Genomic DNA, 14,547 nt, shown 5'->3' on the forward strand with positions numbered 1-14,547 from the left:
TCCAGATACTTAAGCAGAAAACAGGGGGGAGGGGGGGTACCTACCCCCGCGCCCCACTCATCTCGGCCTCAGGCTCGCGCGTCTTCGGGAACTCAAACCGGTACCCTGCTCCACGCAGCGTCTTCAGATATCGCGGCGTCTCCGGCGTCTCCTCGATCTTTTCGCGGATCCGCCCGACGTAAACATCCACGCTCCGCGGCGTCACAAACCGCGCATCACCCCACACCGCATCCAGCAACTGGTCGCGCGTAAACACCCGCGACGGATGCCGCACCAGGTACTCCAGCAGCCGAAACTCCGTGGCCGTCGTCGGCACCGGCTCGCCCTTCACGCGCAACTGCATCGCGCCACGGTCAATCTCCACATCGTCGAACTTGATCAGCGGCGAAGCCGCTTCGCTCACCGGCTGCTCGAACCGCCGCAGCACCGCCTTCACCCGCGCCAGCAGCTCACGCATCCCAAACGGCTTCGTGATGTAATCATCCGCGCCCAGTTCCAGCCCACGCACACGGTCGTTCTCGGATGCCCGCGCCGTCAGGAAGATGATCGGCACGCTGCTCAGCGTGGCATGCCGCCGCAGACGCCGGCACAGTTCCATGCCATCTCCGCCCGGCACCATCACATCCAGCAAAAACAGCGACGGCCGCGCGCGCTCCGCGTCGTCCACAATCGATCCAATCGCAAAATACGGCCGGACTGCGTATCCCGCCCGCTCCAACTGATGTCCCACCAGCCGGTTGATATCCGGATCGTCCTCCAGAACAAAAACTGTCTGGGTCTGGCTCACGTCCTGCCTCCGCCGCGCAGAGCTCTCCTCCGCACACCACAAGTCTAGTTTCACCCCGCTTTCACATTGCGAACGCCGCGTAAATTCGCGCATCCGCAGGAACCCACATGAGTTACTCCAGCAGTCCTCGCACCGCCGCCTCAAGCGCCGCTGTCCACTCCGCTGCCGTCGCCTCCGCCCTCAGCTGCACCGGGCCGCCGACCCGTACCTCCAACTTCCCGGACCGCACCCATCTGCCACTCGTCTTCAACTCACCCAACCCTCTCAACGCAACCGGCAGCACCGGCACCTGCGACTCCTTAGCCAGCAACCCCGTACCCTCGCGAAACCTCTGCAGCTTGCCCGTCTCGCTGCGATGCCCCTCCGGAAACACCATCACCGAATACCCGCGGTCCATCGCCTCACCCGCATGCGCGAAGCTCCTGCGGAATCCGCGCAGCCGCGGCAGCGGAAAGACGTTATACAACGCAGTGATCAACCAATATCCGATCGGCGCCAGCGCATTCACTACCGCATTGCCCTGTCCCCGTCCGCGCCGCAGATCCTGCAGCAGTTCGCCGGACATCGCAATTGCCACGCGCCTGCGCACGCGCCCTGGCAATCCATACAAAATCAGCGGCCCATCATACGCCGTCACATGATTGCCGATGATCAACATCGGCCCTTCCGGAATGACTTGCGTCGTCAGCACAACTCGCGGCTTTGCCAGTAAACGGATCAACGGCCGCGCAATCAACTCCAGAAACGCCACGCGCACAACCTGCATCGGCCACGCCCACGGCCAGCGCCAGTAGGACAATACTTCCCGCGATGCCCCGCGATTTGCCTCGCGCACAAGTGCCGCATCGGCACCGGATCTCAGAGGCGCTTCCGCCGGCAGAACAGCCTCAGCCCTCGCGGCTTCAACTTGCGATGCTGCACTCGCGACGCCCACACCGGCGAGCCTCCTCAGCTCACCCAGCGTCTTCGCCTGCGCGATCGCCTCATCATTGATCTCCACACCCAACCTGCTCTCCATCAGCGACTGCAACTGCACCCGCGCCAGGCTGTCGAGATGCAGATCCTCACTCAACCGCGCATCGTCGCCTGTCTCGCGCGGCGTCTCGCCCGTCACATCAGCAATCATTGCGAGCAGCATCTCCTGCGGCTTCGCTACAGCGCCACCACTCCGCACCGCCGCACAGGCCCAGGCCGCGACCTGCCTGCGAATCAGCTTGCCCGTCGACGTATACGGCAACACCGGATCCGGCCAGCGCACAAATCGCCGAATCTGCTGATACTCGGCGAGCGACGCATTCGCGCGACGCACAGCCTCACTCAGCTCCACATCGCTGCCGTCGAAGATCACCGCCGCTACCGGCTCCTGCCCGTTCGCTCCGTCGCACGCCACAACTGCCGCAGCCTTCACGCCCTCCTGCTCCATCAACTCGGCTTCCAGGTCCGCCGGATGCACATTCAACCCGGCCCCCGTCACAATCACATCGCCCTTGCGTCCCAGAAAACGCAGTTCGCCGCTTTCATCCTGCGCTGCAAGGTCGCCCGTCGCGAGCCACTCGTCTTCGCGCGGCCTCATAACTCCGCCCTGCCAGGTGGCTCCCGACACCATCGCGCCGCGCACCAGCACCTCGCCGCCCTCGCCAATCTTCACTTCGCGCCCAGGCAGCGGCTTTCCCAGCGTTCCCCGCCCAATCTTGAAGGGGTGATTCAGCGTTACCAGCGCCGCAGTCTCCGTCATCCCGTAGCCTTGAATGACCGGCAGCCCCACCGTGCGCCAGAACGATTCCAAATCATTCGGTAGCGTCGCCCCGCCGCAGATCAGCGCCCAGAACCGCCAGCCCAGCTTGCGATGCACCCGCCGCAGCTTCCACCAGCGCTTCCACGCCGGCAACGCAGCCGCGCGCTCCACATCCCTCGCCAGCGAAGCATCTTCGTTCAACAGGTGCGCACGCAGCAGCGCGATCACGCGCGGCACTGCAATCAGCACGTTGATCCGCTCACGTTTCAGCGACTCAACCATCCGCGACGGCTCAAGCTGCGACTCAAAGTGCAGCTCCGCTCCCAATACCGCCGGAATCCACAACCCCATGAACTGCCCGAACACATGGCTCAAAGGAAGCGTGTGCATGAACCGAAGAGGATGTACCCATCGCTCATACTTCCGGTATTTCTCAATCTCGCTCTCAATCGGCTCCAGGCTCACGAGAACATTGCGATGCGTGTGAACAATCCCCTTCGGTTCCGACGTCGTCCCTGAGGTGAACACAATCTGAAACGGCGCATCCAGCGTCACCGCCGAATCAACCGCAAACTCCGCCTCGCCGGGCAGCTTCGCCTGCAATTCCTCCAGCGCAAGCTTCGGCCCTTCGAAACTCAATCCGCGCAGCAGCTCCGCATCGCCAACGACCAGCGTCGCCTGCGTATCCGCAATGACCCGCTCGACAAACCCACGCGCGCCCGCCGCATCCAGAGGAACCACAATCACGCCGCGCAGCACACATCCGAAAAACGCCGCGATCCACTCCGCCGAACTCGCGCCCCAGATCACAACCCGCTCGCCCGCACCAATCTCCCGCCTGCGTAGCTCGGTCGCGAATCTTCCCGCCAGCTCCGCAACCTCGCCATAACTCGTGCGCAGGTGCCGAACGCCGCGATGCTCGACCACGGCCGTCTCTCGTCCGCGCCTGCGCATATCTTCAATCAAGCTCGCCAGATGTTCGCGCTGCATTTCGTCCCGCCCGCTCCTCACTTCAATAGATAACAATTCATCGCGTCGCATGCGCTTTACACACAACGCACATCGACCCTGTAGCATGTTCGCATCCTGCAGCCACGGAGATACCAGCATGGCCACTGAAGTAATCGCGCCCCCCGCCGCTGCCCTCACGTCCGACGAACTCCGCCGCATGAACGCCTACTGGCACGCCGCGAACTATCTCTCCGGCGGCATGATCTTTCTTCGCGCCAACCCGCTTCTTCGCGAGCCGCTCAAGCCCGAGCACATCAAGAATCGCCTGCTTGGGCACTGGGGTTCCGACCCAGGCCAGTCTCTCATCTGGGTGCACCTCAACCGCCTCATCAAGAAGTATTCGCTCGACGTCATCTACATCTCCGGCCCGGGCCACGGCGCGCCCGCCACGCTCGCCAACGGTTACCTCGAGGGCCACTACTCCGAGGTTTACCCAGATTGCAGCCAGGATGCCGAAGGCTTGCTCACGCTCTTCCGGCGCTTCTCCTTTCCCGGAGGACTCGGCAGCCACTGCACCCCCGAAACTCCAGGTTCCATCCACGAGGGCGGCGAGCTCGGCTACTCGCTCTCGCATGCATTCGGCGCGGCCTTCGATAACCCCGACCTGATCGTCGCGTGCTGCATCGGCGATGGTGAAGCCGAAACGGGCCCGCTCGCCACCTCCTGGCACTCCAACAAATTCCTGAATCCCATTCGCGATGGCGCTGTTCTTCCCATCCTTCACCTTAACGGCTACAAGATCGCGAACCCCACAATTCTCGCGCGGATCTCGCATGACGAGCTCGACGCCCTCATGCGCGGCTACGGCTACACACCATACTTCGTGGAAGGCGACGACCCCAACGCCATGCATCAGCTCATGGCGTCTACCCTCGAGCACTGCATCAACGAGATTCGCTCGATCCAGCAGAACGCCCGCACCAACTGCGACTCAACGCGCCCCCGCTGGCCCATGATCGTCCTGCGCTCGCCCAAGGGCTGGACGGGACCGAAGATGGTGCATGGCCATCACGTCGAAAACTTCTGGCGCGCGCACCAGGTACCCGTCCCCGATGCAAAGACGAACAAGGAAGACCTGGCATTGGTCGAATCATGGCTGCGCAGTTACAAGCCGGACGAACTCTTCGACGGAAACGGCCGCTTGATTCCCGAACTCCAGGAGCTTGCGCCCGAAGGCGACCGCCGTATCTCCGCCAACCCGCACGCAAACGGCGGTCTGTTGCGCAAGCCGCTCGCGATTCCCGATTTCCGCGACTATGCGGTGGATCCCAAAGGCAACGCGCAGATTTACGTCTCACCGACGGCAACGCTGGCCAATTTCCTGCGCGACATCATGAAGCGCAACATGACCAACTTTCGCGTCTTCGGCCCGGACGAAACCGCCTCCAACAAACTCGACGGCATCTACGCGGCGTCCGATAAAACATGGCTCGCCGACATCCTGCCCATCGACGCGGACGGCACTGACATCTCGCACGACGGCCGCGTGATGGAGATGCTCTCCGAGCACACGCTCGAAGGCTGGTTCGAAGGCTACGTGCTCACCGGCCGGCACGGCTTCTTTTCTACGTACGAATCCTTCGTCCACATCATCGACTCGATGTTTAATCAACACGCGAAGTGGCTCGAGAAATCGAAGAATGAGCTTCGCTGGCGCGCGCCCATTTCTTCCATCAATCTCCTCATCACCTCGCTCGTCTGGCGGCAGGATCACAACGGCTTCACGCATCAGGACCCCGGCTTCCTCGACGTGGTCACCAACAAGAGTCCCGACATCGTTCGCATCTATCTGCCGCCCGATGCGAACTGCCTGCTCTCTGTTGCCGACCACTGCCTGCGCTCGGTCGACTATTACAACGTCATCGTCTCCGACAAGCAGCCGCACCTCGTTTTTCTTTCAATGGAAGACGCCGTGCTGCACTGCACGAAAGGCATCGGCATCTGGGACTGGGCCTCGACCGATAACGGGGAGGAGCCCGACGCAGTCCTCGCGTGCGCAGGCGACATTGCCACGATGGAAGCGCTCGCCGCCGTCGCCATCCTGAAAGAGAAGATCCCCAACCTCAAGATTCGCTTCGTGAATGTCGTTGACATCTTCCGGCTGATGCCCGACACCGAGCATCCGCACGGCCTTAGCGACCGCGACTTCGACAGCCTCTTCACCACGTCAAAGCCGGTGATCTTCAACTTTCACAGTTACGCATCACTCATCCACAAGCTCACGTACCGCCGCAAAAACCACGACAACATCCACGTCCGTGGCTACAAGGAGAAGGGCAACATCAACACGCCGCTCGAGCTCGCCATCCTCAACCAGATCGACCGCTTCGACCTCGCCATCGACGTCATCGACCGCGTGCCGAGCCTGCAAAACACCGCCGCACACATCAAGGGCTGGCTCAAAGATCAGATCATCGAATCGATCAACTACGCGCATACCGAAGGCATCGATCGGCCGGAGATCACCAACTGGACGTGGTCCGGCCCGACCAAAGACGCCGCAAATCCTCCACAGCAGGAGTTCCAGAAGGGATCGCATCCGCAGCAAGGCTAGACACCGGCGCCGTTACACTCGGAAGCGGAGACCATGGCCGAAACTCCCATCCTCGTCCTCAACAGCGGCTCGTCGTCGCTCAAGTTCGGGCTTTATTCTCCCGGCTCTGAAAGCGCAGACGAACAACTTCTCCTCGAAGGCAGTGCGGAAGGCATCGGCCGCGGCTCCGGCACACTTCACATCCGCAACGCCGCCGGAGACAATCTTCTCCATCGTGATCACATCCTTGAGTCGCAGCCGGAGGCGCTCGACGCGATCCTCTCTGCTCTTGGCGACTACACGCACGCGACGCCCATCGCCGTCGGACACCGCGTCGTGCACGGCGGCCCGCATCTGCGCGAGCACACCCGCATCACGCCGGCCGTTCTCTCCACGCTGGAAGCCTCCGTACATTTCGCGCCGCTGCACATCCCACAAAGCCTCGCGCTCATTCATCAGGCGCAAGCCGCACTCCCTCAAATCCCACAGTTCGCGTGCTTCGACACCGCTTTCCATCGCACACTGCCCGAAGTCGCCGCCCATCTGCCCATCCCCACTCGCTTCTACGAAGCAGGCGTGATCCGCTACGGCTTCCACGGCCTCTCCTGCGAATCCGTCGTCGCTCGCCTCTCGCCCATTCCCAGGCGCCTTATCATCGCGCACCTCGGCAACGGCTCCAGCATCACAGCGGTGCTCAACGGCAAATCCGTCGACACCTCCATGGGCCTCACGCCAACCGGCGGCATCCCCATGGGCACGCGTTCGGGCGACCTAGATCCCGGCGTGCTGCTCTATCTTCTGCGCAACGAAAAGCTCTCGGCTGACCAACTCGAAGATCTGCTCAACCACCAATGCGGGCTCTTCGCCTTCTCAAACGGCGAGTCCGACATGCAGGCGCTCCTCGCCCGCGAAGCCTCCAACGATCCCGCCGCAACGCTCGCCATCGACGCCTTCTGCACCGCCATCCGCAAGTACATCGGATCCTACGCTGCGCTCCTCGGCGGCCTCGATCTCCTCGTCTTCACCGGTGGTATCGGGCAGCACAGCAGCGCGATCCGCTCCCGCATCTCCGCAGGCCTCGACTTCCTAGGCCTCAACCCCAGCAAAGTCCTCGCCTTACCGGCGCAGGAAGAGCTTCAAATTGCCCGCCACACCCGTGTACTCCTTGGCAGCTGAAAGCACGTCTGCTACCAGACAGAGGGCCGCGCACCGCAACATTCCGTTATGCCCGTGTTTATCTCACTAGCACCGCGGAGTTCCTCCCCAGCCGCGGCAAGGAGCAGTCACAGATGAAACGCATACTTCTCACCACCGCGCTCACGCTCGCCCTCACCGGCACAGCGGCGTTCGCACAACAGGCGCAGCCTACGCTTCCGGAGAACTCCCCGAATGCCAATGCGCCTTACCACCACCGCGGCCACCATGCGCCCAACCCGCAGAAGCAGGCCGAGTTCATCTCCAAAAAGCTGAACCTATCCGCGGACCAGACCGCGAAGCTCACCCCGATCTTCGCCGACCGTGACCAGAAGTTCCAGGCGCTCATGCAGGACCAGTCCCTCACCCCGCAGCAGCGCCACGAGCAGATGAAGGCCATCCATCAGAGCACGGAGCAGCAGCTCGCCACGGTCTTGTCTCCGGACCAGCTCCAGCAGCTCAAGGCGATGCGCCACAACCACCGCGGCAACTGGCAGCGCGGCCCGAACGGCGACAACAACCAGGCACCGCAGGCTCAGGCTCCCAGCGGGCTGTAGCAAATCGCAATTCCAATGAGCCTCCGCCGCAACCGGAGGCTCATCTCATTTGGCGGCCGCCTCCAACTCGGTCCGAAACGGCTCCGCCCATCCCGGAATCGGCCTGTGGTCGCTCAATCTCCACTCATCCAACAGCTTTCCCGAGCCACTTTCGCGCAACTGACACCAAGCCGCGGATTGACCGTGAAGCGTATCCATGTACATCGCCACGCGGTCCCCTCCCGCCTCGAACGAGAACTTCCAGATCGGCATCCCTGCAAAGCGCTGCACAATAGACCCATCGCGGAAGATCACCAGCGTGAGCGGGATGGGATAGCTGGTACAACAGTTCGGAAAGTTCACGATCCAGCCCACGGTCCTGCCGTCCGGGGCCACTGCCGGTGCTTCCACCGAAACCTGCCGATCTTCAGCATCAGCGATTCGCTGATCCTTTAGGCGCATCTCTTTCGGGGCCACGAACTCCGGCTTGCCGTGCAATACGATGTGCACCTGCTGGTCGCTTCCCACGTACGCTCGCTCCACTCTTTGCGCCACAGCCGGGATGAGACTCCCGATCGTAACCAGAAACAGCGGCCACGCTCTCATTGCCACCTCTTGCGCACACATTACCACCGTCCTGGTCTGAGAACCATTCCAGCCACTCGCATCCACATGCCGCGTCCGTACACTAACGGGATGGACAAGTTCGTCATCCGGGGCGGCAACCCGCTGCTCGGCACCCTCAAAGTCTCCGGCGCAAAGAACTCCGCGCTCCCCTGCATGGCCGCCGCCATCCTCACTGAAGGCGAGGTCATCCTCGAAAACATTCCGCAGGTCCGCGACATCGAGACCGAGCGCAAGCTCCTCGCCTCCATGGGCGCCGAGGTCGAGCTCGGCTACGGCCGCGCCCAGCACCGCACCCGCATCAAGTGCGGCGTCCTCTCCGACCCCGTCGCCAAGTACGAGATTGTCAAGACCATGCGAGCGTCATCGTTGGTCCTCGGCCCGCTCATCGCGCGCACCGGCATGGCCCGCGTCGCCATGCCCGGCGGATGCGCCATCGGTGGCCGTCCCATCGACCTCCACATCAAGGGCCTTGAAGCCATGGGCGCCACCATCACCCAGGAGCACGGCTATCTCGAAGCTCGGACCAATCGCCTCAAGGGCGCACACATCGTCTTCGACAAGATCACCGTCACCGGCACCGAAGACCTCCTGATGGCAGCAACGCTCGCCGAAGGCGAGACCATCTTCGAAAATTGCGCGCGCGAGCCTGAGGTCACCGACCTCGCTGCCCTGCTCAACGCCATGGGTGCGAAGATCGAAGGCGCCGGTACCGGCACCATCAAGGTCAAGGGTGTCTCTAAGCTGCACGGCGCGAAGCACCGCATCAACCCCGACCGCATCGAGGCCGGCACCTTCCTCATCGCCGCAGCCATCACCGGCGGCGACCTCAACGTCGATTGTTGTGAGCCAAAACACTTGGGGTCGGTTATAGCCAAGCTCGAAGAGTGCGGCGTCAAGCTCGAGGTCGGCAAGGACAACGTCCGTGTTCACTCCGGCGGCTCACTCTCCGCCGCCGATATGTCTACCGAGGAATACCCCGGCTTCCCCACCGACATGCAGGCCCAGTTCATGGCCCTCATGACTCAGGCTGAAGGCACGTCCGTCGTCACCGAAAACATCTTCGAAAACCGCTTCATGCACGTCGGCGAGCTCAACCGCATGGGCGCCAACATCACCATCAGCGGACGCTCCGCCACGATCCGCGGCAAGTCTCCGCTCCAGTCAGCGGCCGTCATGTGTTCAGATCTGCGGGCCTCCGCGGCGCTCGTTCTCGCCGCGCTCGTCGCCGAAGGCGAAACGATTCTCGACCGCGTCTACCACATGGACCGTGGCTACGAGCACATCGAAGAGAAGCTCCGCGGCGTCGGCGCCCAAATCCGCCGCATGGGCGACGTCTTCGGCAAGAAATAACCCGCAGCATGGACAAAGAAATGCCCCTAATCTCTGTTCTCTAATCTCTGATCTCTAATCATGACGTTCACCAAGCGTCTTCGCGAAGGCGTCCGCAGCGGCCGAATCACCTGCAGCGTCCGCTTCTGGACCGGCCCTCGTGTCACCATCGGCAAGCGCTACCGCATGGAAGAGGGCGAGATCGAAGTCGATGCCATCGATCCGATCGGCCTGCCGGATATCACTCCGGAGCTCGCGCGCGCGTCTGGATTTCTCGGCATTCTGGACCTGCTTAAAATCGCCAAACACGGCAAGGGAGAAAAGATCTACCTCGTCCGCTTCCACTACATCCCGCCCAAACGATCGCGCCGCTAGCTGAAAACATCAATCGCCGATCGCTACCTCAACGCCGCCAGACTCGCATCCACGTTCGCGTCCATTGGCAGAAGGCCATCCGTCCGCGTTAGCTTGATCAGCGAGCCGACCCGCTCCGAGACTCCGCAAAGTCGCAGCACCCCACCCTTCTCATTGGCCAGCCCCGACGCCTGCACCAGCACTCCCAGCCCCGCGCTGTCCATATACGGCACGTCCGTCATATCCAGCACCACCTTCGCAGCGCCATCAGCGATCGTCTTCTGCAGTTGCGCATCTGCGGCATGCAGACTCGTCCCCAGCGTGACCGCGCCCGTAAAGCGCGCGACAGCGACGCCGGGCTCCGGGCTCTGGATATCCATCTGAAAAATCATGGCTGCCAATCTACCACGCTCGCGGCGACCTGGCAGAGTACATGGGTGGGACCGAAGAAAGATCCTCCTCAGCGTGCCTGCTTCTTTTGAAACTCCACACTAAGCCACAAACCAATCACTGCAATCCCCGCAAAGAACACCGCCAGCGCGGGCATCCCGCTGCCCACATGCCCAGGGCGCAGCAGCACATACCCAATCACGATATTCACCAGCGCCCAGACCATGTTCACCGGTGCCGACGACAAGCCCTTCCCCGGCGGCTTCGCAAACGGGCTCGGAAACGGATCGCCCGAGATCCCATGCACAAAGTGCGGGACCGCATTCGCAAGAAACATCCCCGCAAAGAAACACGCCACGTAGTTGTACCAATGCATCAGCTTCTCCTCATACTGTGCTGCTTTCTTCAACGCACAAATCCGCATCGCCGCTCGCCGGCATTAGTCCATTCTCCTCATACACCGGCAGCATCTCCCGATTGACCGCCGGCAGCCAGAACGTAAACCACGCGGCTCCGAGCACACAAAATGCACCCGTAATCATCACCGTGTGCGGCGCTCCAATCTTGTGCGCCAGGAAACCCGCGAGCAGGCTCCCAAATGGCGCCGTACCCACAAACGCCATCGTGTAATAGCTCATCACTCGGGCGCGCTTGTCCTCGGTCACCAGTGACTGAATCACTGTATTCACAGCCGCCGCGCACTGCATCATGCCGAAACCCACAAACAGCATCAGCACCAGCGACAGCCACAGCACATGCGAAAGCCCAAACAGAATCAACCCCGCGCCAAACATCGCCGCTGAGATCTGAATCATCCGAGTCAGCCCGATCACCGACTTCCGCACTGCCAATGACATCGCCGAGACCAGAGCGCCCACGCCCGACGCTCCCGTCAACCACCCGAGCGTATGCGCGCCTCCATGCAGCACCTGCCCTGCGAACACCGGCAGCAGTACCGCATACGGCCATCCCATCAAACTCACGACAGCGAACAGCATCAGCGCCACGCGAATCGGCCGAAACCCGCGCACATAAGCCCATCCCTCGCGCATCTGCTCCAGCATGCTTTTCGTATGCCGCCGCACATCCATTGGCTTGACGCGCATCATCAGCAACGACGCAATCACCGCGAGGTAACTCACGCCGTCAATAAGAAAACACCATCCCTCACCTGCTGCGGCCACCACCACACCCGCAACCGCCGGTCCCACCAGCCGCGCCGCATTCACCATCGACGAATTAATCGCAATCGCATTCGGCAGATCTTCCTTGTCCTCCACCATCTGCACCAGGAACGACTGTCTTCCCGGCATGTCGAGCGCATTGATCACGCCCTGCAGCGCCGCGAGCCCGATAATCTCCCAAAGATTGATGACACCCATCAGCGTCAGCGCCGCCATCGCGAGCGACTGAACTGCCGCCGCTGCCTGCGTCCACACCAGCAGCTTGCGCCGGTCCAGCCGCTCCACCCACACACCTGCAAACGGCCCCAGCAGAAACGTCAGAATCTGTCCGGCAAAGCTCACCACACCCAGCAGCAGCGCCGAGTGCGTCAGCCTGTACACCAGCCAGCTTGTCGCCAGCCGCGTCATCCACGTCCCCATCAGCGACGTGCCCTGGCCCATGAAGTACAGCCTGAAATTTCTGTGCTGCAGCGCCCGCCACGCATGCGACACGGAACCTAATCTGCCGCCGGTCTTTTCGCCGCTCAACTCGGGCCTCTTCACTGCTCCGCCAGTCGCCGCAGGATCTCACCCGCTCGAAACAGCGTCTCCCGCTCACGCTTGTCGAGGCCGTCCACCCGCTTCGCGAGCCATGTGTGCCTGGCATCTTTCATACTCTTGCGCACCGCTGTTCCCTTCGCCGTCAGCGCAATCAGCCTCTGCCGCCCGTCTGTAGGATGCGGTCGCCTCGCCACCATTCCACTCTTCGCCAGCACCGCCACCGTCGCGCCCATAGACTGCGGCTTCACGCCTTCTGCCCGCGCCAAATCCGCCGTCGTCGCCGGCCCCTCGCGGTCCAGCCTCGCCAGCACTGTCGATTCACTCAGCGAAAGCTCATGCGCCCGTCCCTCCGCGCGCATCCTTCGCACCAGCAGCCCAATCGCGCGGGTAAGCTCCTGCAGCTCGGGCTCGGGCTTGATCGCCATACACAGCTATTTTGTCATATCGGAAGTCGAACTTCCAAGTTCGCCTTCCAAGGCGACCTTCTGACCATTCACTCAACCGCGCCCATAAGCATCAGCGCCCTCTGCGCAAACGGCGAGTACACCAGCAGCGGCATGCAGGCAACCGCCAGTCCCACGCTCATGTGATGCAGCAGCAGCGCGGGGCTCAGCGCCCACAACAGGTCCATCACCAGCAGCCCCGGCCATAACTGCAAAAACTTCTGCCGCGCCCTCGGCGCCCGAAACAACACCGCACAAACCACAAACACGCGCACCGGAATTAGCACGGCTGCAGTCACCACAATCACCCGGAACGCCGCGTGCGCGTAACTCAGCGGACTCAACAGCTCGCCAATCTCTCCCAGGTTCGCAAGCGCGCCGACATAAAACCCCACATACATCACCTGCAACAGCACAAACAACGTCCTCACCACTGCGTGTGAGCTCCGCGGCAAATCTTCCGGTCCCGCGAGGACCCTCTCCAGGAAGCCGCGATCATGGACAACCTCGACCTGGGTGCCCCATTCATCGCGCAGCGATGGGTGGGATTGAACTTGCGCGGGTGAGGCCACCGGCATCTCAATCCTCTCGACCGGCGCCACGAACCTGTACCCTCGCCGCGCCAGCGTCTCCACAAATCGAGGGCTCCCCGCCTTATCGCCCAGCGCCTCGCGCACGCGGTTCACCGCCGAGTTCACGCCGTGCTCATAGTCCACAAACGTCCCCTCCGGCCATAGCTCCCGGCTGATCTCCTCCCGCGTCACCACCTCGCCCTGACGCTCCACCAGCATCATCAGCACCTGGAACGGCTGCGCATGAATCCGCACTCTCACACCCTGCCGGCGCAGCTCGCCCGTCGCGGCATCCGCCTCAAACGCACCAAACCGATACCGCCTCGCCGCCACTCGTTCCACCGTCACGGCCTCCAGTCTACCCAACACTCGTGCTCCTAACGCCTCCTCACGCATTTGAGATCGCCCCGCAACCCACTCACCGCAAACCACTTCCGCCGTGAGATTCAATTCTTCTCCGCGTTACCTCTCTTGCATTGCGCCGGCCGCCCACAGCCCTCAACCTGAAACCCATGAAACGCCATCTGTCTCTCTTCATCGGCGCTTTTCTTCTTCTCCGAGCACCACGCATTCTCGCCGAAGCCTCCCCCACCGCCCTCGCCGCCTTCAACACCTACGCCGGCCACGTCGAGTCCGGACTCGCACAACGGCACCACACACCCGAAACCTTCCTCGAGCTCAACCCCACCCAACGCGCACGCCTCCGCTCCGGCGAACTCCTGATCGAAAACCTCACCCCCGCCTCCCAACCCTCCGACGCCCTCATCCACCACTGGCGCGCCACCGCGTTCGTCCCCAACGCGACACCCGCCGACTTCGAGCGCCTCCTCCGCGATTTCTCCGCGTACCCGCACAACTTCGCGCCCGAGATCCTCTCCTCCACCGTCCTCACCAGCACCCCCACCCACACGCTTTTGCGCCTCCGTACGCGCCAGCACCACGTCATCACCGTCGTCCTCGACACCACCTGCGACGTCGCCTTCGCCGCACTCGATCCCGCTCACGGCTACTCCATCTCCCGCAGCACCCGCATCGACGAAATCACCCCCTCAGGCGATCAGGGCTTCCTCTACCGCCTCAACACCTACTGGAGCTACGAGCAGCGTGCCGGCGGCCTCTACCTCCAGCTCGAATCCCTCTCACTCACCCGCGCCATCCCCCGCGGCCTCGCCTGGGCCGTCCGTCCGTACCTCGAATCCATCCCGCGCGAATCACTCCTTTTCACCCTCAACTCCGCGCGCAACGCCCTCCGCAAACCGCCTCAACTGAAAACTGCTAACTGAGAACTCAAAACTGAATCACAAGACTTCTC

General features: G+C 62.5%; 14 protein-coding genes. 6 read left to right on the top strand and 8 right to left on the bottom strand.

What is annotated here, in order from left to right:
* Positions 1-40: 40 nt before the first annotated feature.
* Both VGU25_08600 and VGU25_08605 read right to left on the bottom strand, forming a co-directional pair.
* A complete protein-coding gene (locus tag VGU25_08600; protein HEV2577257.1) occupies positions 41-787 on the bottom strand; it encodes a response regulator transcription factor in 747 nt (248 codons plus the stop codon).
* Between the two features lie 112 nt (positions 788-899).
* Entirely contained in the window at positions 900-3,512 is a 2,613-nt protein-coding gene (locus VGU25_08605) for an AMP-binding protein (protein ID HEV2577258.1), read from the bottom strand.
* A gap of 118 nt (positions 3,513-3,630) precedes the next feature.
* Between VGU25_08605 and VGU25_08610 the strand changes: the two genes are divergently transcribed.
* From VGU25_08610 to VGU25_08620, 3 genes are all read left to right on the top strand, one after another.
* Positions 3,631-6,087 carry a phosphoketolase family protein gene (locus VGU25_08610; GenBank protein ID HEV2577259.1) on the top strand — a complete coding sequence of 819 codons (2,457 nt, stop codon included), beginning with the start codon at positions 3,631-3,633 and terminating at the stop codon, positions 6,085-6,087.
* A 33-nt stretch (positions 6,088-6,120) separates the two neighbouring features.
* Positions 6,121-7,242, top strand: coding sequence for an acetate/propionate family kinase (locus tag VGU25_08615; protein ID HEV2577260.1), 1,122 nt, complete (start codon positions 6,121-6,123; stop codon positions 7,240-7,242).
* A 113-nt stretch (positions 7,243-7,355) separates the two neighbouring features.
* Positions 7,356-7,817, top strand: coding sequence for a hypothetical protein (locus VGU25_08620; protein HEV2577261.1), 462 nt, complete (start codon positions 7,356-7,358; stop codon positions 7,815-7,817).
* Between the two features lie 45 nt (positions 7,818-7,862).
* Here the strand turns inward: VGU25_08620 and VGU25_08625 are convergent, their stop codons facing one another.
* On the bottom strand, positions 7,863-8,402 hold the full coding sequence (locus VGU25_08625; GenBank protein ID HEV2577262.1) for a hypothetical protein: 540 nt from the start codon (positions 8,400-8,402) through the stop codon (positions 7,863-7,865).
* Between the two features lie 90 nt (positions 8,403-8,492).
* Here VGU25_08625 and murA point away from each other — a divergent pair, with 90 nt between their 5' ends.
* Entirely contained in the window at positions 8,493-9,773 is a 1,281-nt protein-coding gene (gene murA / locus VGU25_08630; protein HEV2577263.1) for a UDP-N-acetylglucosamine 1-carboxyvinyltransferase, read from the top strand.
* A 60-nt stretch (positions 9,774-9,833) separates the two neighbouring features.
* The gene (locus VGU25_08635) at positions 9,834-10,127 is read left to right on the top strand and encodes an ASCH domain-containing protein (protein ID HEV2577264.1); all 294 of its coding nucleotides are present in this window, start codon (positions 9,834-9,836) and stop codon (positions 10,125-10,127) included.
* Positions 10,128-10,150: 23 nt separating this feature from the next.
* Here VGU25_08635 and VGU25_08640 read toward each other — a convergent pair whose 3' ends face one another.
* From VGU25_08640 to VGU25_08660, 5 genes are all read right to left on the bottom strand, one after another.
* A complete protein-coding gene (locus VGU25_08640; GenBank protein ID HEV2577265.1) occupies positions 10,151-10,486 on the bottom strand; it encodes an STAS domain-containing protein in 336 nt (111 codons plus the stop codon).
* An 80-nt stretch (positions 10,487-10,566) separates the two neighbouring features.
* Entirely contained in the window at positions 10,567-10,905 is a 339-nt protein-coding gene (locus VGU25_08645) for a hypothetical protein (GenBank protein HEV2577266.1), read from the bottom strand.
* Positions 10,883-12,208, bottom strand: a complete 1,326-nt coding sequence (locus VGU25_08650; protein HEV2577267.1) for an MFS transporter — start codon at positions 12,206-12,208, stop codon at positions 10,883-10,885. Before VGU25_08650 ends, VGU25_08645 begins: the two co-directional genes overlap by 23 nt.
* An 11-nt stretch (positions 12,209-12,219) precedes the next feature.
* Positions 12,220-12,645 carry a MarR family transcriptional regulator gene (locus VGU25_08655; protein ID HEV2577268.1) on the bottom strand — a complete coding sequence of 142 codons (426 nt, stop codon included), beginning with the start codon at positions 12,643-12,645 and terminating at the stop codon, positions 12,220-12,222.
* Positions 12,646-12,713: 68 nt separating this feature from the next.
* Positions 12,714-13,604, bottom strand: coding sequence for a winged helix-turn-helix domain-containing protein (locus tag VGU25_08660; protein ID HEV2577269.1), 891 nt, complete (start codon positions 13,602-13,604; stop codon positions 12,714-12,716).
* Between the two features lie 143 nt (positions 13,605-13,747).
* Between VGU25_08660 and VGU25_08665 the strand changes: the two genes are divergently transcribed.
* Positions 13,748-14,518: a hypothetical protein gene (locus VGU25_08665; GenBank protein ID HEV2577270.1), complete on the top strand. Its 771-nt coding sequence runs from the start codon at positions 13,748-13,750 to the stop codon at positions 14,516-14,518.
* The last annotated feature ends 29 nt before the right edge of the window (positions 14,519-14,547 follow it).

The organism is Acidobacteriaceae bacterium, assembly GCA_035944135.1.
Lineage (GTDB): Bacteria > Acidobacteriota > Terriglobia > Terriglobales > Acidobacteriaceae > Granulicella.